Raw genomic sequence first — 21,497 nt, 5'->3', positions numbered from 1 at the left:
TAAGTTTGTACGCTCGCTCTGCACTTTGGCTGCAGGTTATTGGCCCAAAAGGAATTAAATACGTGACAAATGATATCTTTATCGGCGGCGGTGGCGAAGACTACGCGACGAAACAGTTTCTTAACATCGGCTATGCCAACCGCCATGGATTGGTCGCGGGGGCCACAGGCACAGGCAAAACCGTCACGCTGCAAATCCTGGCCGAAGGGTTTTCCGCCGCAGGGGTTCCGGTGTTTCTGTCCGACGTCAAAGGCGATCTGTCAGGGCTGGCGCAGGCAGGCTCTGCCAGCCACAAGCTGCACACCCCTTTTTCAGAGCGCGCCCAAACCATCGGCTTTGACGATTTCGACTACAGCGCCTTTCCGGTCACCTTCTGGGATATGTTCGGCAAACAGGGGCATCCGGTGCGGACGACAATCTCGGAAATGGGGCCCTTGCTGCTGGCGCAGCTTCTCGATCTGACTGAGGCCCAGGAAGGTATCCTCAACATCGCGTTCCGCGTTGCTGACGAAGACGGGCTTCCGCTGCTGGATCTCAAGGATCTGCAGGCGCTGCTGGTCTGGATCGGGGAAAACGCTTCATCCCTGGCGCTGCGCTACGGCAATGTGTCGTCGGCCTCGGTCGGGGCGATCCAGCGGCGCTTGCTGGTGCTGGAAAACCAAGGCGCGGCTGATCTCTTCGGAGAACCTGCGCTGGCGCTCACCGACCTGATGCGCACAGACACGGACGGGCGTGGCTTTATCAATATCCTCGCAGCCGACCAGCTGATGCACTCGCCCAAGCTCTACGCGACCTTCCTGCTGTGGTTGCTGTCAGAACTCTTCGAGGAACTGCCCGAGGTCGGCGACCCCGATAAACCCAAACTGGTGTTCTTCTTCGACGAGGCGCATCTGCTGTTTGACGACGCCCCCAAAGCGCTGGTCGACAAGGTTGAACAGGTGGCGCGGCTGATCCGCTCCAAGGGCGTGGGCGTGTATTTCATCACACAGAACCCCGCAGACGTGCCCGAAGATATCCTTGGCCAATTGGGCAACCGCATCCAGCACGCTTTGCGTGCCTTCACCGCGCGTGATCGCAAGGCGCTGCGCCTTGCCGCCGAAACCTACCGCGAGAACCCGCGTTTTGAAACCGAAGACGCGATCCGCGATGTGGGCGTGGGCGAGGCGGTGACCTCCATGCTGCAGAAAAAAGGGATCCCCGGCATTGTGGAACGCACCCTGATCCGGCCCCCATCCTCGCAGCTTGGTCCGATCGACCCGGCCACCCGTGCCGCCCTGATGGCGCAAAGCCCGATGGCAGGGAAATACGACACCCGCCTTGATCGCGCCTCCGCGTTCGAAATGCTGGCCAAACGCGCAGAAGACGCCGCGAAAGAGGCAGCGCAGGCCGAGGAACAAGCCGAAGCCGAAGACACATCCCCCGCCTTGCGCGAATTCAACGCAGCGCGTCGCTATGCGGGCAAACGGGTCACGCGCTCGACCTCGAAACGCACGACCAAAAGCGACGACAGCTTTGGCGGTGCCATCGCGAGTGTCGTGATCAAGGAGTTGAAAGGCACAACCGGCCGGCGCATCGTGCGCGGAATCTTGGGCGGGTTATTCAAAGGACGCTGAACGCGCTTCCAAATGGCAATAAATCCTCGCCGAAGGCTGGCCTTATCCCGCAAGGGATAAGGCCTTTTCTTTTACTTCTCGGGGATCAACCCGCGCGGGCTGAACCGCAATACCAGCAGCAAGACCGCCCCCATCGTCATCAGCCGCATATGGGCCGCGGATTCGATCAGGTGGTCTTTCAGCCAATAGCCGTCGGACATGCCCGCGGTGATCAATTGCATCAGCCACAGCCCCATGGGTTCAACCATCACCCAAAGGTACCACATCAGAAAGCCCCCCAGCACGGCCCCCAGATTGTTGCCGGACCCGCCAACGATCACCATGACCCAGATCAGGAAGGTGAAGCGCAGCGGCTGGTAGGATCCGGGCGTCAACTGGCTGTCCAGCGTGGTCATCATCGCGCCGGCAATCCCGCAGATGGCAGAGCCGAGGATGAACACCTGCAAGTGCCGTGCGGTCACGTCCTTGCCCATGGCTTCGGCCGCGACCTCGTTGTCGCGGATCGCGCGCAGCATGCGGCCCCAGGGCGAATTCAGCGCCCGCTGGCTTAGCCACATCAGCACCAAGAGCACCACGGCGAACAGACACACATACAGGAATTTCACCCAAAGCGTCGATGCCTCTACCGGGTTCAGCCCGAAGCCGGCCGCCTGTTCGACAAAGCCCGCGTTATTTTGCAGGTCGATCTCATAGGGGACGGGGCGCGGGATACCGATGACATTCTTGACGCCCCGCGACAGCCAGTCTTCGTTCTTGAGCACGGCGATGATGATCTCGGCGATGCCCAGGGTCGCGATCGCTAGGTAATCAGACCGCAGCCCAAGCGCGGTTTTCCCGATCAGCCAGGCCGCTCCGGCTGCAAACAGCCCGCCCACGGGCCAGGCGATGATCACCGGCAGGCCAAGCCCGCCAAGATAGCCGGTGGTCGCGGGGTTCACGGCCTCGACCGCGCTTACAGACGGGTCGAGCAGGGCGCGGAAGATAAAGAACCCCGCCACCAGTACCACCAGAACAACCAGCGTGCGCAGCCATCCCTTGGCCATGCGTTTCATCACCTGAACCGCCAGAATGATCGTCGCGGCCCCCATCAGCAGGGCGGTGAGGATCCCCCAGCCCCCCGCGGACCAAGCGCCTTGCGTGGGGGGCATGCCGATCAGCACAGCGGCCAGACCGCCAAGGGCGACAAACCCCATGATGCCCACATTGAACAGCCCCGCAAAGCCCCATTGCAGGTTCACGCCAAGCGCCATGATGCTGGAGATCAGCCCCATCGCAATGATCAGCAGCGCCGCGTTCCAGCTTTGCGCCAGTCCGGTCAGTACGATCAGCAGCGCGACAATGGCGAAAAGAGCGGTGTTTTTCAGTGTCTCGTTCATACCGATTGCCCCTTGAACAGACCTGTGGGTTTGAACAGCAGCACGATCAACAAGATCACGAAGCTGACGGCGAATTTATAGTCGGTGGACAAAAGCTGCACCAAGCCGTCGGGGGCCATCCCCTCGGGAGCGAGGTAGCCAAAGACTTTTTTCCACGCATAGGTGATCGTCACCTCGGAGAATGCGATAACAAAGCCCCCCGCGATGGCTCCGATCGGGCTGCCAAGACCGCCCACGATCGCGGCGGCAAAGATCGGCAGCAGCAGTTGGAAATAGGTGAAAGGTTTAAAGGACTTGTCCAACCCGTAAAGCACGCCGGCGGTGGTCGCCAGACAGGCCACAATGATCCAGGTGATCATGACCACACGTTCAGGGTTGATACCCGACAGCAGCGCCAGATCCTCGTTGTCAGAGTAGGCGCGCATGGATTTGCCCGAGCGTGTCTTGTTCAGGAACCAGAACAGTACGGCAACCACGATGACAGCCGTCACCACGGTCAGCCCTTGGGTCGTTTTGATCGCCAGACCTTCCTCAAGCCCCGTCATCTCTTTGAAATCGCGGGCCGAGATGATGAAGCGTTCACCATCCAGAAACCGTTGATCCTCTGCGCCGATGATAAAGCGGGTGATGCCGTTATAGACGAATGTCACCCCCAGCGAGACGATGACAAAGATCACCGGCTTGGCCTTCTTTTCGCGGTAGAAGCTATAGACCAGCTTGTCTGTGCCAAGCAGCAGCCCGATGGTGATGATGATCGCGAATGGCAGCGCCAGCAGTGCGGTCGGTAAGACCCCCAGGCTCAGCCCCAGCGACTGGAAACCCCAGGTGATCAGCACGGCGGACATCGCGCCAAGCGCCATCGTGTCGCCATGGGCAAAGTTCGAGAACCGCAAGATGCCATAGACCAGCGTCACCCCAAGCGCACCAAGCGCCAGCTGCGACCCGTAGGCGATGCCCGGAACCAGCACATAGTTGGCCAAGGCGATGAAAGCGTTGAGTAAATCCATTATTTGCATGTCCCTAGATAGCTGATGACAATCGGCCCATCAGCGTAATGCACGGTATAACGGGAGGCCCCGTCGGCGGCGATGCTCAGCAGGTGGCGGGCATCAAACCCACCCCCCGTCAGGGACAGCGCCTTGACCTGTTTCGTGCCGGTCATGTCGACGGTTTCGGCGTCGCTGACCATTTGTGATTGAACCGTCAGCGCATCGGCAGAGGCTCCGCCTGCGTTGCCGGTGATGTCGGGGGTGAACTCTGTCTCGGTGCAGGGCTCGTTTTCCACACATTCCCACGTAAAGCGGCAGGCGATCGCAATCGTCTGCTGGAACGGCTCTGCGGGGGCCGTTGCGGCTGCGGCAGACGGGGCTGTTGCAGCGGTCGTGGCAACGCTGTCTTGCGCCAAGGCTGGCGCCGTGGTTGCCAATAGGGCCATCGGAAGGGTCCATCGCATCGCTTAACCCCCCAGAAAGGATTTGCGAACTTCAGGGTCTTCCAAAAGCTCTTTGCCCGTGCCGGTAAAGGCATTGGCCCCTTGCACCAGAACATAGCCCTTATCCGCAATCTCTAGCGCTTGGCGGGCGTTTTGTTCCACCATCAGGATCGGGATACCGGTCCGCGCGACCTCGATGATGCGGTCGAACAGTTCGTCCATCACAATGGGGGACACGCCAGCGGTGGGTTCGTCCAGCATCAGCACCTTCGGCTGGGTCATCAGCGCGCGGCCCACAGCGACCTGCTGGCGTTGCCCGCCCGACAGCTCGCCCGCGGCCTGATAGCGCTTTTCCTTGAGGATCGGAAAAAGGTCATAGACCTGCGCCATCGTATCACGGAAATCATCGCGGCGGATGAACGCTCCCATCTCGAGGTTTTCTTCCACCGTCATCGAGGTAAAGATGTTCGAGGTCTGCGGCACGAACCCCATGCCCTTGGCCACACGGTCTTGCGGCGACAGCAAGGTGATGTCTTCGCCGTCCAGCCGCACATGGCCCTGGCGCACGTCGAGCATGCCGAAAACCGCCTTCATCGCCGTGGATTTGCCCGCGCCATTGGGGCCGACGATGACGGCGATCTCACCCTTTTCGACGGCGATGGTGCAGCCGTACAGGATATCGGGGCCCTTGCCATAACCGCCCGTCATCGTGTCGCCGATCAGGAAGGGGCCCCCCGGCGCGGGGTGGCTTTTGCCGCCCCGTTTGACCGGCTGCGCGGTGCCTTGCCCTTTGGGGTTCGCGATCGACAGGTCCTTATTGCCCCGGTCGCCGTATGGGTTGCTCATGTCAGTCTCTTTCATTCGGTGTCCAGGGCTGCCGCAGGGATGGGCGCGGCGCAGGATATCTCATCCGCACATGTGTCGCGCAGCATCATGGCCACCTCAAAGGACATCTTGTCCATTTCATCCAAAGGCATTGTGTCGGTGGTATCGAGATACTGCATAATCCGCGCTGATCCGACATCCGACAACATGACCGCGCTCATGGTGCGGTCGCCTTCGATCTCGTCATATTGCAGGTGGCGCAGGGTCGTGCCCATCGGGGTGTCGATCCGGTCGACCTTCAGCACCTCGGGGGCAGGGCCGCCATCCGCCGCGATCCAGGCGCTATAGGTCTCGTATTGCTCTTCCAGCGTCGAGGTGCCGTCGGCGATGTCGTACCCGGGCCATTCTTGGGTGAAGTTCAGGATCACCTCGCCCAGATAGCGGGTGGAGCCGTCGCCGACCGTGTCCCAGGTTGCTTCTTCCCACGGGGTGCCCCGATCGCACATCCAGACCTGCGCCGACAGCTGCGCACAGGCCGCAGCGGCCTGCGGCAGGGCAAATCCCGCGCAGAGCGTCAATGCGGTGGTCATCCGTCTCATGCAGGCACGGCCTTGTTCTTGAGCCCGGTGCCGAGATAAGCCTCGATCACCTGTTCGTTGGCCTTGATCTCGGGCAGGGTGCCTTGAGCGAGAACCTTGCCCTCGGCCATACAGATCACCGGATCACACAGACGGCCGATGAAATCCATGTCGTGTTCGATCACGACAAAGGTATAGCCGCGTTCCTTGTTCAGACGGATGATCGCGTCACCGATGGTATTGAGCAGCGTGCGGTTCACACCGGCCCCGACCTCGTCAAGGAACACGATCTTGGCGTCGACCATCATGGTGCGCCCCAGTTCCAGCAGCTTTTTCTGACCGCCGGAGATCTGACCCGCTTTCTGCTCGGCCAGATGTTCCACCGTCAGAAACTCAAGCACTTCGTCCGCTTTGGCGCGCAAGGCGCGTTCCTGATCGGCGATGCGCTTGCGCCCGAACCACGTGTTCCACAGCGTCTCGCCCGCCTGATCGCCGGGCACCATCATCAGGTTCTCGCGGCAGGTCATCGACGAGAATTCATGCGCGATCTGGAAGGTCCGCAGCAGCCCTTTGTGAAACAGCGTATGGGGGGGCAGGCCGGTGATATCCTCGCCGTCCATCGTCACACGCCCCGAGGTCGGTTTCAGCACCCCCGCGATCACGTTGAACAGCGTCGTTTTGCCAGCACCGTTCGGGCCGATCAAACCGGTGATCGTGCCTTTGCCAATGGTCAGATTGGCCCCGTCCACGGCGTGGAACCCGCCGAAATGTTTATGGATGTCGTCTACGACGATCATTTTGTAGTCTCCCCGTGCGGTGCCGAAGCCCCGTTGCAAAAACAGCCCGGTCGCAATGCACCGGGCTGTTTTCTGTCACGTCATGTGATGTTAGCGGTATTGAACCGTCGTGATCTTGCCGTCTTCGATCTTGATCTGACGGTAGCTGCCAGCGGATTCACCGGGGCCGATCAGTTCAACCGCGGTTGCGCCTTCATAATCGACTTCGCCGCCGTCCTTGAGGATTTGCAGCGCTTTGGCCAGCTCACCCGGATAGATCTTTTCGCCGGGGGCGTTCGCAACCGACATGACCTGATCCTTATAGACCTGCGGATCGGAAGACCCTGCGGCCTGCATCGCCAGCATCAGCAGCGCCGCTGCGTCATAGCTTTCCGGTGCGAAGGGCGATGTGGTATCGAAGGCACCGTCGACCAGCGCGGTGAATTTGTCAGCGCCGGGGCTATCGGTGCCGGGGTGCTGGCCGGTGGAGCCGTCCAGCTCGGAGCCGAAGTTGTTTTCAAGGTTCGCCGCGATCATCCCGTCGGGGAAGTGGAACGTGTCGAACGCGCCTGAATCAATCGCCGCACGCACAACGCCCGATCCACCCTGATCGACGTAGCCCGCAACCACCAGACGGTCGCCACCGGCAGAGGCCAGCGCGCCAACCTCGGCAGAGTAATCGGCCTTGCCGTCTTCATGTGCGGCAGAGATGGTGATTGTCCCACCCGCGGCTTCATAGGCCTGCTGGAACGCGTCCGCCAAACCCTTGCCGTAGTCGTTGTTGGTATAGGTGACCGCGACTTCCTTGATACCTTCTTCCATCAGCACCTCTGCCATGACCTCGCCCTGACGGGCGTCGGAGGGGGCAGTGCGGAAGAACAGACCGTCGTCTTCCATCGTGCTCAGGCCAGGGGATGTGGAGGATGGCGAAATCATCACCATGCCGTTGGGCAGTGCCGCGTTCTGCAAGATCGCGCCGCTCACGCCAGAGCAGGCCGCGCCCACAATGCCGTTGATCCCTTCGGCGATCAGGCGTTCCGCACTGGATACCGCAAGCGCGTTATCGACGCAGCCCGTGTCCGCGCGCGAGGGGGTGACTGTCGCCCCGTCCATCAGCATGCCGCTGTCGGTGACTTCTTGCATGGCGAGCTCAGCGCTTTCCGCCATGATGCCGGTCAGCGATTCAATCGGGCCGGTGTAGCCAAAGATCACGCCAAGCTTCACGTCCTTGCTATGCGCGTCGGCATAGGCATTGGTGGCCAGCAATGCTGCAGCCGTTGTGGCCATAAGCATCTTTTTCATGTTTCTCTCCCTGTTGAACATGGTGTTCTGCGCCAGAGCCTATGCGCCGATTTTGGAAAAGAAAAGCGTTATCCCTAGGTAAAGTGGCGCAAGATGATGTGGATCGACGCTTTGTCTGCGCTAGGTTTGCAGGGATAGGTTGTATGAGGGGGGAAGCCATGTTTCTCGGGGGGATGATACATCAGGCCGCACGGGCCATCGGGGCGTTGATCGTCGCCGGATCGGTCATGGGCGCGTCGGGCGTTGTCGCGCAAGAGCTGCGGATTACCCAGCAGGTGTCAGGGCTGGAGACGCCTTGGGCGCTGGCGATTTTGCCGAATGGGGATGTGCTGGTCACCGAACGCGACGGCCGCTTGCTGCGGGTTCGCGAGGGCGCCAGCCACGAGGTTGCGGGCGCACCGCAGGTCGTTGACGCAGGGCAGGGTGGCTTGCTGGACATCACGCTGGCACGGGATTTTGACAGATCGCGCACTGTATTTCTGACCTATGCCAAGGCGCTTGAAGGCGGGGCCGGTACCGCGCTTGCCGCGGCAGAGCTGTCGCAGGATGGTGCGCGGCTCGAAAATCTACGCGATCTCTTTACCATGTCACGCGGGTCTGCCGCCGGTCAGCACTTTGGCAGCCGCGTGGTCGAGGCGCGCGATGGCACGCTTTTCGTCACCGTCGGAGAGCGCGGCGACCGCCCCGCGGCGCAGGATCTGAGGCAGCACAACGGCTCTGTCGTGCGGGTCAACCGTGACGGTACTGTGCCCGCCGATAACCCGTTTGTCGGGCGCGACGACGTGCTGCCGGAAATCTGGTCCTACGGGCATCGCAACCCGCAAGGGGCAGCGCTTGATCTGGAGGGCAACCTGTGGGTGTCAGAACATGGGGCGCGCGGCGGAGACGAGGTTAACGCGGTCCGCAAGGGCGCCAATTACGGATGGCCGGTGATATCCTACGGACGTCACTACTCCGGTGCCAAGATCGGCGAAGGCACCGCGAAACAGGGGATGGAGCAGCCCGCCTTCTACTGGGACCCGTCTATCGCGCCCTCGGGGTTGCTGGTCTATTCGGGCAAGATGTTTCCCGACTGGCGGGGCGATATCTTCATAGGCTCGCTCAAGTTCAATTATATCGCGCGGCTACAGGGTGACCCGCTGGCCGAGGTGGCGCAAATCTCTGCCCCCGCCACGGCACGGGTGCGCGACATCATAGAGGCACCGGACGGCGCGATCTGGTTTATCTCAGTCGGGAACGGGGCGGTGTACCGGATCAGTAACGACTAGGCGACAGGCTTGGCCGCATGCGACCCGCGTTCGCGGTAAGGTGTGGTGTTATAATGCGCACGGTAGCATTTGGAAAAATGCGACGGCGAGGCAAAGCCACAGGCCAGCGCCACGTTGATCACGCTCATATCCGTTTGCATCAGCAGGTTACGCGCCTTTTGCAGGCGCAGTTCCATGTAATAGCGTTTGGGGCTGCGGTTGAGGTAGCGGCGGAACAGCCGTTCAAGCTGCCGCGTGGACATGCCGACATCGCGTGCCAATGAGGACGGGCTGATCGGCTCTTCGATATTGGCCTCCATCATCTGGATGACCTGACCCAGCTTGGGATGCCGCACGCCGATACGGGTGGGCACCGACAGACGCTGCGTGTCCTGATCCGTGCGGATGGAGCTATAGATCAGCTGGTCGGCAACGGCATTTGCCATATCCTCGCCCAGATCGTCGGCAATCAGCTTGAGCATCAGATCGATCGAGGATGTCCCGCCCGCTGTGGTCATCCGGTTACCGTCCACCACAAAGACCGATTTCGTCAGGGTGACGTCCTCGAAGTCTTCGCTGAAACTATCCTGATTTTCCCAGTGGATCGTGGCTTTCTTCCCGTCCAGCAATCCGGCCTTGGCCAGCGTAAAGGCGGCCGTGCACAGACCGCCGACCATAATGCCCTTGCGGGCCTCCCGGCGCAGCCATCCCAGCAGCTTCTTGGTCGTCGCCGCCTGCACGTCGATGCCGCTGCACACCACCAGCGTGTCGTCGCGGCCCAGATCGTCAAGATCGCCGTCCAGCGTGAATTCCGCCCCTGCCGAACAGCGCACGCGCCCGCCATCCTCGCCGATCAGACGCCAGTCATAGGCCGGACGACCCGCCATGCGGTTTGCGATGCGCAGACATTCCACCGCCGAGGCAAAGCTGAGCATGGTAAAGTTTTCCAGCAGCACAAAGACAAAGCGGCGTGTCTTTTCAGCGTCAGGAAGAATGCGGTTGGCCAGACGGGTGTCGCTCATCACGTCGCCTTTCAGGTTTGCGTTATACGTTGGGGCAAAGTGGGCGCTGCCCTCAAAAACCTGCCAAAAACCTTGCCCACGGGCGGGGGCGAAGGTCAATAGGGTGAATTTCGGTTCTGGTCACTTGGGTCAGACCTTTATATACCACAATTTCACAATGTTTGCGCCTGACACTTCGGGCGCTGCGGACTTCGGAGAAAAATGATGACCGATTGGACAAAATCAAGCTGGCGCGACAAACCGCGGATCCAGATGCCCGACTATCCTGATCAGGACGCGCTGCGCGCGGTCGAAGCTGAATTGTCCCGTTATCCATTGTTGGTCTTTGCGGGTGAAGCGCGGCGGCTGAAAAAGCATCTGGCGGCGGCGGGCCGTGGCGAGGCGTTCTTGCTTCAGGGCGGCGATTGCGCCGAAAGCTTCGAACAATTCAGCAGCGATATGATCCGCGACACCTTCAAGGTGATGTTGCAGATGGCCATCGTGTTGACCCACGGTGCCAAAGTGCCGGTGATCAAGCTGGGCCGAATGGCGGGTCAGTTCGCCAAGCCGCGTTCAGCGCCGACTGAAACGGTTGATGGGGTGGAACTGCCTAGCTACCGCGGTGACATCATCAACGAGCTCGCCTTTACCGCCGACGCCCGTATTCCCGACCCTAAAAAGATGCTGCGCGCCTACACACAGGCCGCCGCGACCCTGAACCTAATCCGGGCGTTCTCGACCGGCGGCTATGCCGATGTGCATCAGGTGCACGGCTGGACCCTGGGCTTTACCGAAAGCGAAAAGGCGGAAAAATACCGCGAGATCGCGAACCGCATTTCAGACACGCTTGATTTCATGGCGGCGGCTGGCGTCACGTCCGAAACGGCACATACCCTGCAATCGGTGGAATATTATACAAGCCACGAATCGCTGCTGCTGGAATACGAAGAGGCACTGTGCCGTCAGGACAGCCAGACCGGCAAATGGCTGGCGGGCTCGGGTCACATGATCTGGATCGGCGACCGGACACGTCAGCCTGATGGCGCGCATGTGGAATTTGCCCGCGGTGTTCAGAACCCCATCGGCCTGAAGTGCGGCCCGACGATGACCAGCGATGACCTCAAGCTGTTGATGCACAAGCTGAACCCCGAAAACGAAGAGGGTCGCCTGACCCTGATCGCGCGTTTCGGGGCCGGCAATGTGGGGGAACACCTGCCGCGTCTGATCAAGACCGTGCAGGAAGAGGGCGCGAATGTCGTCTGGACCTGTGACCCCATGCACGGCAACACGATCAAATCCTCAAGCGGCTATAAAACGCGGCCGTTCGATTCCGTGCTTCGCGAAGTGCGTGAATTCTTTGCCGTACATGGGGCCGAGGGCACCGTGCCCGGTGGTGTCCACTTTGAGATGACCGGTCAGGATGTGACAGAATGTACTGGTGGTGTCCGCGCCGTTCAGGACGAAGACCTGTCGGACCGCTACCACACGGCCTGCGACCCGCGTTTGAACGCCAGCCAGTCGCTGGAGCTTGCCTTCCTCGTGGCAGAGGAACTGTCGGCACGCCGGGCGAACCAACAGGTCAAAGCCGTCGTATAACGGCTGACGCTCATGCAATAAGGAAGGCCGCGCATATCATCATGCGCGGCCTTTTTCTTTTGCGGCATCGGGGGGCGTCCCATCGGGGTTACCCCGTTTACTTCACGACCCGCAGATAGGCTGGCCGGTTGCGACCGGACCGCGCGGCAAAACGCGCGGCGGGATCGGCGAAACCTTCGGGGCAGGGCGCGCGCGTTTCCTCTGCCACATCGGCCCGTGGCGGGCGCGGGATCGGTGTCGTGGCAAGATCGCCGATCCGATACAAGCCCGGATGCTCGATGCCATTGGATGTGACCTCAAGACAGCCAAGCATCCGGTCGATCTGCCCCATGTCACTGCGCAGCGGCAGCACCAGCAAACGCGCCTGAACGGTCGCATCCCCCGCGGTGAGCGTCATCTCTCCGGTGGCGGGTTGTGACAGAATGTGATCCAGCCAATCACTGCAGCGGCGACGCTCGGACGGGTAGAACAAAGAGATCATCGGCATCCCGCGCAGGTCCATCCCCATGGCAGTGCACAGCTGCGATCCGGCGACGCGAAACCGCGCCAGTTCAGACCGCCTGCGTTCCAGAACAAAGGCGCGATCCAGCACGGAGGTGATCTGTGCAGGGTCGATCTGCGACCGGAACGGGACCGGCTGACCCCGGCAAAGCCCCTGCCAATAGGCCCGCACGTCAACCATCGCGGGTGTCGGCGGCGGCATCACGCGGCGAGAGCCGGTCTGGGGCATGTCGTCCAGAGGGGGGAGGTGTTTCATCGGGCAGCCTTATTGCGGTCGGGACAAGAGCAGGACAGGGGGCGGCAGCGGGGCCGCGATGTATTGCCTGACTTTAGTCAAATCAGCGGTAATTTGTAGATATAACAGCAAACTTGGTTAACAGACCGTTAAGGGGAGACCTCGTGCGGCAGAATGGCTTTTTACTTGCCCCATTTGCGAGTTTCCCTTTTAAGGCGCGCAACAATCGCAATCGACAAGGACCATGCCATGATACGTTCAATGACGGGTTTCGCCTCGGCCAGTGGTGCGTCCGGTCCGCATAGTTGGGGGTGGGAATTGCGATCGGTCAACGGCAAGGGGCTCGACCTGCGCCTGCGTGTGCCCGACTGGATCGACGGGCTGGAGGCGGGCCTGCGCAAGACGCTCGGCGCGGCCATCGCCCGCGGCAATGTCACCTGCAACCTGAGGATCACCCGCGAGGATGGCTCTGGTGCATTGACGGTGAACGCGGATCAGCTTGAGGTCGTGCTGGACGCGCTGCACCAGATCGAAGCGCGCGCGATGGATGCGGGTATCTCGCTTGCGCCATCCAAGGCGACAGACATCGTCACCATGCGCGGCGTGCTTGAGCAGGCGACGACGGTGGATGATGTGGCCGCCCTTTGCGCGACATTGTTGGCGGAATTCCCCACGGTGCTTGCCGATTTCAACGACATGCGCGCCCGCGAAGGGGCTGCCTTGGCGCAGGTTCTTGAGGCTCAGCTGACGCAGGTGGCAGAGCTGACGACACAGGCCGCCGCGCTGGGCGAGACGCGCAAGGAAGAGATGACACAGACGTTGCAACGCAATCTTTCGCGGGTGCTGGACAATGCCGAAGGCGTGGATGCTGACCGGCTGGCGCAGGAACTGGCGCTGATCGCCGTCAAATCCGACATCACCGAAGAGATCGACCGCCTGCACGCCCATGTGGATGCCGCCCGCGCCTTGCTGGCGCAGGACGGGGCCGTGGGGCGCAAACTGGATTTCCTGATGCAGGAGTTCAACCGCGAGGCCAATACACTGTGCGCCAAGGCACAAAACACCGCGCTGACCCAGATCGGGCTGGCCTTGAAGGCGGTGATAGACCAGATGCGCGAACAAGTGCAAAATGTGGAGTAAGACATGAGCGACCGACGCGGCCTATTGATCATCCTCAGCTCGCCCTCGGGGGCGGGAAAATCGACGCTGGCCCGCAAGCTGCGCGATTGGGATACCTCGCTTGAATTCTCTGTCTCGGCCACCACCCGCGCACCGCGTGTCGGCGAGGAAGACGGCACGGACTACTTTTTCACCGCCGAGGATGATTTCCGCGCCATGGTGAACGATGGCGATATGCTGGAGCACGCCCGCGTCTTCAACAACTATTACGGCTCGCCCAAGGGACCGGTGCAAAAGGCGATCGACAGCGGTCGCGATGTGCTGTTCGACGTGGATTGGCAGGGCGCGCAGCAGATCAGCAACTCGACGCTGAAGCAGCACGTGCTGTCGATCTTCATCCTGCCGCCCTCGATCAAAGAGCTGCGGCGACGTCTGGAAACCCGTGGTCAGGACGCCCCCGATACCATCGCGCTGCGAATGGAGAAAAGCTGGGACGAGATCAGCCATTGGGACGGCTACGACTACGTGCTGGTCAATGACGACCTGACCGAAACAGAGGCCAAGCTGAAGTCGATCATCACCGCCGAAAGATTGCGCCTTTCGCAGCAGCCGAAACTGGTGGATCATGTGCGCGCGCTGCAATCAGAATTCGAGGACACGAAATGACGCTTTACGCTCTGGCCGATATCACCCCGCAGGTTCACGCGGATGCATGGGTTGCCCCCGATGCCAATGTCATCGGGAATGTGACGCTCGAGGCAGATGCCTCTGTCTGGTTCGGCTGTACACTGCGCGGCGATAACGAGCTGATCCTCGTGGGCAAGGGCAGTAACGTGCAGGAAAACTGCGTCTTTCATACGGACCCGGGCTGTCCGCTGACCGTGGGGGAGAACTGTACGATCGGTCACAAGGTCATGCTGCACGGCTGCACCATCGGGGATAACTCGTTGGTCGGGATGGGGGCGACGATCCTGAACGGGGCCAAGATCGGCAAGAATTGTCTGATCGGGGCAGGGGCGTTGATCACAGAAAACAAGGTGATCCCCGACGGGTCGCTTGTGATGGGCGCCCCGGGCAAGGTTGTGCGGGAGCTGGACGCGGCGGCGATTGCGGGGCTGACCGCCAGCGCGAAACACTACCAAGACAACGCGCGGCGCTTTGCCAGCCAGCTAAAACCCGTCTGAACATGGTGCTGCGCCCGCATCTGCCGGATCTGCTGGCAGCGCTGCCTTTGCCTACGCTTGCCGTTGATCGGGCTGAACGTATCGTCGCGATGAATGCGCCGGCCCAAGCCCTGCTGGGCCGTGGCGCGCTGGACCGCCATTACATCAACGTCTTGCGCCAGCCGGCGGTGGTCGATGCGGTCGAGCAATGCCAACAGGATGATACCCCGCGCGAGGCGCAATATCTGGCCAGCGACAACGGCAATGACACGACCTTTCGGGTGCACGTCCGAAAGGTGACCGGCATGGACTACGTCTTGCTGAGCTTTCAAGACATCACACAGGTCACCAACGCCAGCCAGATGCGCCGCGATTTCGTCGCCAACGTCAGCCACGAGTTGCGCACCCCGCTGACGGCGATGATGGGGTTCATCGAAACCTTGCGCGGTCCTGCGCGCGACGACGCCCCCGCACGGGACCGGTTTCTGGGGATCATGACCGGAGAGGCCGAGCGCATGAACCGGCTGGTGGGCGATCTGCTGTCGCTGTCACGCGTCGAATCGGACGAACGGGTGCGCCCGACAGATAAGGTCGATCTGCGCTATGTGCTGCAATCGACCATGCGCAACCTCAACCCCTTGGCCGTAGAGGCGAATGTGACGCTGGTCGCGACCATGGGGGACGATCCGCTGCCCTTGATGGGGGATACGGACCAGCTGTTGCAGGTGTTCACGAATCTTATTGAAAACGGCATCAAATATGGGGGCGTGGGCAAAGACGTCGAAATTTCGGTCGAGACGACCTTGCGTGACCCTTCCTTGCGCGGGCCTGCGGTGCGGGTCACCATCCGAGACCACGGGCCGGGGATCGACCCTGTGCACCTGCCACGCCTGACCGAACGCTTCTACCGCGCCGACAGCCACCGCAGCCGTGCCCTTGGCGGGACGGGGTTGGGGCTGGCGATTGTAAAACATATCCTGAACAGACACCGCGGACGGCTGAAAATCACCTCTGATCTGGGAGATGGGGCGCGATTTACGGTGATCTTGCCTATGGATGTGGCGTGATCGGGCGCATTTTCGTCAAAAAGAAATTACAATTTCCGTCCGTGTCATAAAACTGTAACATGACTGTCACAAAAGCTCAGTGTCGCCCGCCTATTGGTGCGGCAAGATCACCATGGGGGTGGTCAGACAAATCTAAGCTGACAGGAGACATCATGTCGCTCGTTAAACTCACCACTTCCGCGCTGGCCATTGCCGCCGTATCCGCAACCGCCGCTGCCGCGCGTGATCAGGTACAGGTTGCCGGATCCTCCACTGTTCTGCCATATGCGTCCATCGTTGCCGAAGCCTTTGGCGAAAACTTCGATTTCCCGACACCTGTTGTTGAATCCGGTGGCTCCTCGGCGGGTCTGAAGCGTTTTTGTGAAGGTGTTGGCGAGAACACAATCGACGTGGCAAACGCCTCGCGCAAGATCAAAAGCTCCGAAGTCGAAGCCTGCGCCACCAACGGTGTAACCGACATCATCGAAGTTCAGATCGGCTATGACGGCATCGTGTTTGCCTCCGACATCAATGGCAACACATTCGAATTCACCCCCGAAGACTGGTACAAAGCCCTGTCCGCCGAAGTCGTTGTCGACGGCGAGATCGTGGCGAACCCCAACAAAATGTGGTCCGATGTGAACGCCAGCTTCCCCGAGCAGCCGATCCAGGCCTACATCCCCGGCACCAAGCACGGCACACGCGAAGTTTTCGAAGAAAAAGTGATCCTGGCAGGCTGTGAAGCCACCGGCGATTTCGAAGCGTTCAAGGCCGCCAATGGCGACGACAAGAAAGCCGCTGAAAAAGCATGTATCGCGCTGCGCACCGATGGTGTGTCCGTGGACATCGACGGTGACTACACCGAAACGCTGGCGCGCATCGAAAGCAACAAAGACGGCATCGGCGTCTTCGGTCTGGCCTTCTACGAGAACAACACCGACAAGCTGACCGTCGCCAACATGAGCGGCATTGAGCCCACCGTTGAAACCATCTCGAGCGGCGACTACCCCGTCTCCCGCCCGCTGTTCTTCTACGTCAAGAAAGCGCACATCGGCGTGATCCCCGGCCTGAAAGAATATGCCGAGTTCTTCGTGGCAGACGAGATTGCTGGTCCCGACGGTCCTTTGGCTGAATACGGTCTGGTCTCCGACCCGGAACTGGCGAAAACACAGTCGGTTGTTGCTGAAGAAACTGTAATGGGCAGCGGTTCCTAAACCCTGTCTGACGATCCGGAGGCGCTGCGAGGTGCCTCCGGATTTTTGCTGCCGACTGATACTTTCCAAACAATGATAGCCTGAAACAGGCTGCGACCGGGGGCCACCATGCGCGATATTTTCAATGTGGGATCTACCACGCTCTTAGTTGCCGTTGTTTTGATATTAACAGTCCTTGCCTATGGTCTGGTGCGCAGCCGGGCCATGTCGTCCGTCTCGGGCGATGCGCGCAAGCTGCACTCCCTTCCGAACTACTACGGCTATAATGCCGCCATGCTCACCGCCATCCCGGCGCTGTTTGTGCTGGCGATCTGGATGCTGGTCCAGCCGATGCTGATCCAGAACGCGGTCATCGACATGATCCCGCAAAGTGCCGTGAACGAAGGCTCTTCGGTCAATCTGGTGATGAGCGACGTGCGCCGCGTGGCCAACGGACTGGACGCGGCCGTGCAGTCAGGCGCGTTGGATGCGCAAAGCGCCCGTGATCTGGACGTGACCGGCACCGATGTGCGCGCGCTGCTGGCGGGCACGGGCGTGGCGCTTGGGTCTGACGTGACGCCAGAGGTGCTGGCCGCCGCGCAGCGCTACCGGTCAATGGAATACACCGGCCGCTGGCTGATGATCGCGGTGATCTCTGTTTTGGCGCTGGCCGGTCTGTTCATCGCGATGCGCACCGCACGCGCCGATTTTCGCGCGCGCAATACGGTCGAACGTTTTCTGCTGGGGTTGCTGGTGCTCGCCGCGTCGCTGGCGATCCTGACCACCGTGGGGATCGTCCTGTCGATGCTGTTCGAGACGCTGAATTTCTTCCGTCTGCATCCGTGGCAGGATTTCTTTCTGGGTACCACATGGGCCCCGAACTTCCGCGGGGACAGTGACCTGTCGATCCTGCCGCTGCTCTGGGGGACGCTCTATATCTCGATCATCGCGCTGCTGGTGGCCGTGCCCATCGGCCTCTTTGCCGCGATCTACCTGTCGGAATACGCCAACAACAAAGTACGCTCTTTCGCCAAGCCTTTGCTGGAGATCCTCGCCGGTATCCCGACGATTGTTTACGGTCTGTTTGCCTTGCTGACAGTGGGGCCGTTCCTTGTGAACATCTTTGGCCGCGGCGAGAATGGTCTGCTGGGCGTCGACTGGATGAGCGGGGCGACATCGGTCCTGACAGCAGGGCTGGTCATGGGCATCATGCTGATCCCCTTCGTTTCGTCGCTGAGCGACGATATCATCAACGCTGTGCCGCAATCGATGCGCGACGGGTCATTTGGCCTGGGCGCGACCCATTCCGAAACGATCCGCCAGGTCGTGCTGCCTGCCGCGTTGCCGGGGATCGTGGGGGCTGTGCTTCTCGCCGCGAGCCGGGCCATCGGCGAGACGATGATCGTTGTTCTGGGGGCAGGGGCCATCGCGCGCATCTCGGGCAACCCGCTGGAAGCGATGACCACCATCACCACCCGTATCGTCAGCCAGCTGACCGGGGATACCGACTTTGCCAGCCCTGAAACGCTGGTCGCCTTTGCCCTTGGTCTGACGCTGTTCGTGCTGACCTTGGGGCTGAACGTTCTGGCGCTTTATATCGTGCGCAAATACCGGGAGCAGTACGAATGACCGACATGCCCAACACCGCAACGCCGCGCCATTCGCTGCTGAAGCCCGACGCGCGCACCGTCAAACGCAACCGCGCCGAGGCCCGTTTCAAATCCTACGGTATCGCTGCAATCGCCGTGGGCCTGCTGATGCTGGCAATCTTGCTGACCACAATCATTGGTCGCGGCGCAGGGGCCTTTCAACAGACGTTCCTGACGCTGAACGTGCAACTGCTTGAGCAAAAGCTGGACAAGAACGGCAACCGTAATCTGGACGAGATCAAGAAGGTATCGACCTTCGGCTACGCGCCGCTGATGGCCGCCGCGCTTGAGGCCAAGGTGGCCGAGGCCGGGATTACCACGGACCTAAAGCCCAAGGCGATGGCGGGCATCCTGTCCAAGGATGCGGCGGCACAGCTGCGTGACTTTGTGCTGGATAACCCCGAGCTTATCGGCACCGCAGTCGAATTCGAATTCCTGACCAACAGCCGCGTCGATGGCTATATGAAGGGCCGCGTCACCCGCGACAGCATCGCCAACGACAAAAGCATCAACGCAGAGCAGCTTGATCTGGTGGACGCCCTTGTCGCAGATGGGGCGCTGGAAAAACGCTTTAACATCGATTTCATCATCGGTGCCGATGCGTCTGACGCACGACCCGAGGCGGCGGGCATGGGGGTCTCGATGCTTGGCTCGCTCTTTATGATGCTGGTGGTGCTAGCGCTGGCGCTGCCGATCGGGGTCGCCGCGTCGATCTACCTTGAAGAATTCGCCCCCAAGAACCTGCTCACCGATATCATCGAGGTGAATATTTCTAACCTCGCCGCGGTGCCGTCGATTGTCTTTGGTATTCTGGGTCTGGCGGTTTTCATCAACTATATGCACCTGCCAAACTCGGCCCCGCTGGTGGGCGGGCTGGTGCTGACGCTGATGACGCTGCCGACGATCATCATCTCGACCCGCGCCTCGCTGAAATCTGTCCCGCCCAGCATCCGTGACGCGGCACTGGGGGTAGGGGCGTCGAAGATGCAATCGGTGTTCCACCACGTGCTGCCTTTGGCTGCTCCGGGTATCCTCACTGGCACAATTATCGGTCTGGCGCAGGCGCTTGGTGAAACGGCCCCGCTGCTGCTGATCGGGATGGTGGGCTTCATCGCCTCGAACCCGCCCGACGGCATCGCATCGGGGCTGATGGACCCGAACTCCGCCATGCCGGCGCAGATCTACGAATGGGCCAAGCGCGCCGATCCCGCGTTCTATGAACGCGCCTGGGGCGGTATCATCATCTTGCTGGTCTTTTTGATCACCATGAACGCCATCGCCGTAATGCTGCGGCGCCGGTTCGAGCGGCGCTGGTAAGAATGAAAGGCAAGGCTATGAAAGATAATGTAATTTCGGAGACGGACGTGACAACGAACCAAACAAAAATCGCCGCCCGCAACGTGCAGGTTTTCTACGGGGACACCCACGCGATCAAGGATGTCTCTGTCGATATCCAAGACAAAACCGTCACCGCTTTTATCGGACCATCGGGCTGTGGGAAATCGACTTTCCTGCGGTGTATCAACCGGATGAATGACACGATTGATATCTGCACCGTCAAAGGCGATATCCTGATCGACGGCGAAGACATCTATGACAGCGCGGTCGATCCGGTGCAGCTGCGCGCCAAGGTCGGTATGGTGTTCCAGAAGCCGAACCCGTTCCCCAAATCGATCTACGACAACGTGGCCTACGGCCCCCGCATCCACGGTCTGGCCCGCAACAAGTCCGAGCTTGACGATATCGTTGAACGGGCCCTGAAACGCGGTGCCATCTGGAACGAGGTCAAGGACCGTCTGCATGCGCCCGGCACCGGCCTTTCAGGCGGGCAACAGCAGCGTCTGTGCATCGCCCGTGCCGTTGCGACCGAACCCGAAGTGCTGCTGATGGACGAACCCTGTTCCGCGCTTGACCCGATCGCCACCGCGCAGGTCGAAGAGCTGATCGACGAGCTGCGTCAGGACTATTCGGTCGTGATCGTCACACACTCCATGCAGCAGGCCGCACGGGTGAGCCAGAAAACAGCGTTCTTCCACCTTGGCAATCTGGTGGAGTTCGGCGAGACCGACAAGATTTTCACGTCGCCCGAAGACCCTCGGACGGAAAGCTACATCACAGGCCGGATTGGATAAGTATCATGCAAGATCAACACATTGTCTCTGCCTTTGACCGTGACCTCGAAAGCGTTCAGGCACAGATCATGAAAATGGGTGGCATGGTCGAGGATGCCATTCGCCTTGCCGCACAATCGCTTGAAACCCGCGACGAAGAGCTGGCCGATCAGGTCCGCGGCGGGGACAAGGCGATTGACGCGCTCGAAGAGCTGATCAACGAACGCGCCGCCCGCATCATCGCCCTGCGCGCACCCACAGCCGTGGACCTGCGTCTGATCCTGAGCGTGATCAAGATCAGCGCCAGCCTGGAACGTATTGGCGACTATGCGAAAAACATGGCCAAGCGTAATTCAGTGCTCGCGCAGCTTCCGGCAGTCGCCGATAGCGCCGGTGCCATCCGCCGCATGTGTAAAACGGTTGAATCCATGCTCAAGGACGCGCTGGATTCCTATGTGCAGCGCGACGCAGAACTGGCGATGGACGTGATTGCCCGCGATGAAGACGTCGATCAGATGTACAACGCGCTGTTCCGTGAATTCCTCACCTTCATGATGGAAGACCCGCGCAACATCACATCGTGTATGCACCTGCATTTCATCGCGAAAAACGTGGAACGCATGGGCGATCTGGTCACATCGATCGCGGAACAGGTCGTCTATCTGGTGACCGGCACCCATCCGGACGAGGACCGCCCAAAGGCGGATAACACCTCCACCAAGCTGAAGGGGTAG

General features: G+C 60.7%; 21 protein-coding genes. 12 read left to right on the top strand and 9 right to left on the bottom strand.

From position 1 onward, the window contains the following. Positions 1-62 precede the first annotated feature (62 nt). Entirely contained in the window at positions 63-1,613 is a 1,551-nt protein-coding gene (locus tag C1J04_RS10170; RefSeq protein ID WP_009824669.1) for a helicase HerA-like domain-containing protein, read from the top strand. 71 nt (positions 1,614-1,684) lie between these two features. Here C1J04_RS10170 and C1J04_RS10165 read toward each other — a convergent pair whose 3' ends face one another. The 7 genes from C1J04_RS10165 to C1J04_RS10135 form a co-directional block, all read right to left on the bottom strand. Beyond that, positions 1,685-2,989, bottom strand: a complete 1,305-nt coding sequence (locus C1J04_RS10165) for a branched-chain amino acid ABC transporter permease (protein ID WP_009824668.1) — start codon at positions 2,987-2,989, stop codon at positions 1,685-1,687. Next, a complete protein-coding gene (locus tag C1J04_RS10160) occupies positions 2,986-3,996 on the bottom strand; it encodes a branched-chain amino acid ABC transporter permease (RefSeq protein WP_009824667.1) in 1,011 nt (336 codons plus the stop codon). The genes C1J04_RS10165 and C1J04_RS10160 overlap by 4 nt, the downstream gene beginning before the upstream one ends. Further along, positions 3,996-4,424, bottom strand: coding sequence for a hypothetical protein (locus C1J04_RS10155; RefSeq protein WP_009824666.1), 429 nt, complete (start codon positions 4,422-4,424; stop codon positions 3,996-3,998). Before C1J04_RS10155 ends, C1J04_RS10160 begins: the two co-directional genes overlap by 1 nt. A 21-nt stretch (positions 4,425-4,445) precedes the next feature. Further along, entirely contained in the window at positions 4,446-5,267 is an 822-nt protein-coding gene (locus C1J04_RS10150; protein ID WP_083779613.1) for an ABC transporter ATP-binding protein, read from the bottom strand. Positions 5,268-5,278: 11 nt separating this feature from the next. Further along, positions 5,279-5,845, bottom strand: a complete 567-nt coding sequence (locus C1J04_RS10145) for a hypothetical protein (RefSeq protein ID WP_050766210.1) — start codon at positions 5,843-5,845, stop codon at positions 5,279-5,281. Beyond that, positions 5,842-6,621, bottom strand: coding sequence for an ABC transporter ATP-binding protein (locus tag C1J04_RS10140; RefSeq protein ID WP_009824663.1), 780 nt, complete (start codon positions 6,619-6,621; stop codon positions 5,842-5,844). Before C1J04_RS10140 ends, C1J04_RS10145 begins: the two co-directional genes overlap by 4 nt. A 90-nt stretch (positions 6,622-6,711) precedes the next feature. Beyond that, complete coding sequence (locus tag C1J04_RS10135) at positions 6,712-7,902, bottom strand: ABC transporter substrate-binding protein (protein WP_009824662.1); 1,191 nt, start codon at positions 7,900-7,902, stop codon at positions 6,712-6,714. 158 nt (positions 7,903-8,060) lie between these two features. Here C1J04_RS10135 and C1J04_RS10130 point away from each other — a divergent pair, with 158 nt between their 5' ends. Beyond that, a complete protein-coding gene (locus C1J04_RS10130; protein ID WP_009824661.1) occupies positions 8,061-9,170 on the top strand; it encodes a PQQ-dependent sugar dehydrogenase in 1,110 nt (369 codons plus the stop codon). Here the strand turns inward: C1J04_RS10130 and C1J04_RS10125 are convergent. Continuing rightward, complete coding sequence (locus C1J04_RS10125; RefSeq protein WP_174226608.1) at positions 9,167-10,171, bottom strand: GlxA family transcriptional regulator; 1,005 nt, start codon at positions 10,169-10,171, stop codon at positions 9,167-9,169. The two genes, C1J04_RS10130 and C1J04_RS10125, sit on opposite strands and share 4 nt — an antisense overlap. Before the next feature lie 204 nt (positions 10,172-10,375). Here C1J04_RS10125 and C1J04_RS10120 point away from each other — a divergent pair, with 204 nt between their 5' ends. Beyond that, entirely contained in the window at positions 10,376-11,746 is a 1,371-nt protein-coding gene (locus C1J04_RS10120; protein ID WP_037954427.1) for a class II 3-deoxy-7-phosphoheptulonate synthase, read from the top strand. Positions 11,747-11,843: 97 nt separating this feature from the next. Here the strand turns inward: C1J04_RS10120 and C1J04_RS10115 are convergent, their stop codons facing one another. Further along, positions 11,844-12,503, bottom strand: a complete 660-nt coding sequence (locus C1J04_RS10115) for a PAS domain-containing protein (protein WP_009824658.1) — start codon at positions 12,501-12,503, stop codon at positions 11,844-11,846. 228 nt (positions 12,504-12,731) lie between these two features. Here C1J04_RS10115 and C1J04_RS10110 point away from each other — a divergent pair, with 228 nt between their 5' ends. From C1J04_RS10110 to phoU, 9 genes are all read left to right on the top strand, one after another. Continuing rightward, positions 12,732-13,622: a YicC/YloC family endoribonuclease gene (locus tag C1J04_RS10110; protein WP_037953690.1), complete on the top strand. Its 891-nt coding sequence runs from the start codon at positions 12,732-12,734 to the stop codon at positions 13,620-13,622. Between the two features lie 3 nt (positions 13,623-13,625). After that, the gene (gene gmk / locus C1J04_RS10105; protein ID WP_009824656.1) at positions 13,626-14,267 is read left to right on the top strand and encodes a guanylate kinase; all 642 of its coding nucleotides are present in this window, start codon (positions 13,626-13,628) and stop codon (positions 14,265-14,267) included. After that, the gene (locus C1J04_RS10100) at positions 14,264-14,785 is read left to right on the top strand and encodes a gamma carbonic anhydrase family protein (RefSeq protein WP_009824655.1); all 522 of its coding nucleotides are present in this window, start codon (positions 14,264-14,266) and stop codon (positions 14,783-14,785) included. The genes gmk and C1J04_RS10100 overlap by 4 nt, the downstream gene beginning before the upstream one ends. 2 nt (positions 14,786-14,787) lie before the next feature. Beyond that, complete coding sequence (locus tag C1J04_RS10095) at positions 14,788-15,831, top strand: sensor histidine kinase (protein ID WP_009824654.1); 1,044 nt, start codon at positions 14,788-14,790, stop codon at positions 15,829-15,831. A 152-nt stretch (positions 15,832-15,983) separates the two neighbouring features. Then, positions 15,984-17,024: a substrate-binding domain-containing protein gene (locus C1J04_RS10090; RefSeq protein WP_009824653.1), complete on the top strand. Its 1,041-nt coding sequence runs from the start codon at positions 15,984-15,986 to the stop codon at positions 17,022-17,024. Between the two features lie 108 nt (positions 17,025-17,132). Then, positions 17,133-18,632 carry a phosphate ABC transporter permease subunit PstC gene (pstC, locus tag C1J04_RS10085; RefSeq protein WP_050766209.1) on the top strand — a complete coding sequence of 500 codons (1,500 nt, stop codon included), beginning with the start codon at positions 17,133-17,135 and terminating at the stop codon, positions 18,630-18,632. Then, positions 18,629-19,969: a phosphate ABC transporter permease PstA gene (gene pstA, locus C1J04_RS10080; RefSeq protein ID WP_009824652.1), complete on the top strand. Its 1,341-nt coding sequence runs from the start codon at positions 18,629-18,631 to the stop codon at positions 19,967-19,969. Before pstC ends, pstA begins: the two co-directional genes overlap by 4 nt. Positions 19,970-19,986: 17 nt before the next feature. After that, positions 19,987-20,784 carry a phosphate ABC transporter ATP-binding protein PstB gene (gene pstB, locus C1J04_RS10075; RefSeq protein WP_005853603.1) on the top strand — a complete coding sequence of 266 codons (798 nt, stop codon included), beginning with the start codon at positions 19,987-19,989 and terminating at the stop codon, positions 20,782-20,784. A 5-nt stretch (positions 20,785-20,789) separates the two neighbouring features. Continuing rightward, complete coding sequence (phoU, locus tag C1J04_RS10070) at positions 20,790-21,497, top strand: phosphate signaling complex protein PhoU (RefSeq protein ID WP_009824650.1); 708 nt, start codon at positions 20,790-20,792, stop codon at positions 21,495-21,497.

It is taken from the genome of Sulfitobacter sp. SK025, from assembly GCF_003352105.1.
GTDB lineage: Bacteria > Pseudomonadota > Alphaproteobacteria > Rhodobacterales > Rhodobacteraceae > Sulfitobacter > Sulfitobacter pontiacus.
The sequence above is the reverse complement of the archived record's forward strand: the minus strand, read 5'-3'. Positions and strand labels throughout refer to the sequence as shown.

Coding starts and splice junctions, on each gene's coding strand:
- C1J04_RS10165 (WP_009824668.1), bottom strand. CDS start 2,989: ATGAACGAGACACTGAAAAACACCGCTCTTTTCGCCATTGTCGCGCTG.
- C1J04_RS10160 (WP_009824667.1), bottom strand. CDS start 3,996: ATGGATTTACTCAACGCTTTCATCGCCTTGGCCAACTATGTGCTGGTT.
- C1J04_RS10155 (WP_009824666.1), bottom strand. CDS start 4,424: ATGGCCCTATTGGCAACCACGGCGCCAGCCTTGGCGCAAGACAGCGTT.
- C1J04_RS10150 (WP_083779613.1), bottom strand. CDS start 5,267: ATGAGCAACCCATACGGCGACCGGGGCAATAAGGACCTGTCGATCGCG.
- C1J04_RS10145 (WP_050766210.1), bottom strand. CDS start 5,845: ATGAGACGGATGACCACCGCATTGACGCTCTGCGCGGGATTTGCCCTG.
- C1J04_RS10140 (WP_009824663.1), bottom strand. CDS start 6,621: ATGATCGTCGTAGACGACATCCATAAACATTTCGGCGGGTTCCACGCC.
- C1J04_RS10135 (WP_009824662.1), bottom strand. CDS start 7,902: ATGAAAAAGATGCTTATGGCCACAACGGCTGCAGCATTGCTGGCCACC.
- C1J04_RS10130 (WP_009824661.1), top strand. CDS start 8,061: ATGTTTCTCGGGGGGATGATACATCAGGCCGCACGGGCCATCGGGGCG.
- C1J04_RS10125 (WP_174226608.1), bottom strand. CDS start 10,171: ATGAGCGACACCCGTCTGGCCAACCGCATTCTTCCTGACGCTGAAAAG.
- C1J04_RS10120 (WP_037954427.1), top strand. CDS start 10,376: ATGACCGATTGGACAAAATCAAGCTGGCGCGACAAACCGCGGATCCAG.
- C1J04_RS10115 (WP_009824658.1), bottom strand. CDS start 12,503: ATGAAACACCTCCCCCCTCTGGACGACATGCCCCAGACCGGCTCTCGC.
- C1J04_RS10110 (WP_037953690.1), top strand. CDS start 12,732: ATGATACGTTCAATGACGGGTTTCGCCTCGGCCAGTGGTGCGTCCGGT.
- gmk (WP_009824656.1), top strand. CDS start 13,626: ATGAGCGACCGACGCGGCCTATTGATCATCCTCAGCTCGCCCTCGGGG.
- C1J04_RS10100 (WP_009824655.1), top strand. CDS start 14,264: ATGACGCTTTACGCTCTGGCCGATATCACCCCGCAGGTTCACGCGGAT.
- C1J04_RS10095 (WP_009824654.1), top strand. CDS start 14,788: ATGGTGCTGCGCCCGCATCTGCCGGATCTGCTGGCAGCGCTGCCTTTG.
- C1J04_RS10090 (WP_009824653.1), top strand. CDS start 15,984: ATGTCGCTCGTTAAACTCACCACTTCCGCGCTGGCCATTGCCGCCGTA.
- pstC (WP_050766209.1), top strand. CDS start 17,133: ATGCGCGATATTTTCAATGTGGGATCTACCACGCTCTTAGTTGCCGTT.
- pstA (WP_009824652.1), top strand. CDS start 18,629: ATGACCGACATGCCCAACACCGCAACGCCGCGCCATTCGCTGCTGAAG.
- pstB (WP_005853603.1), top strand. CDS start 19,987: ATGAAAGATAATGTAATTTCGGAGACGGACGTGACAACGAACCAAACA.
- phoU (WP_009824650.1), top strand. CDS start 20,790: ATGCAAGATCAACACATTGTCTCTGCCTTTGACCGTGACCTCGAAAGC.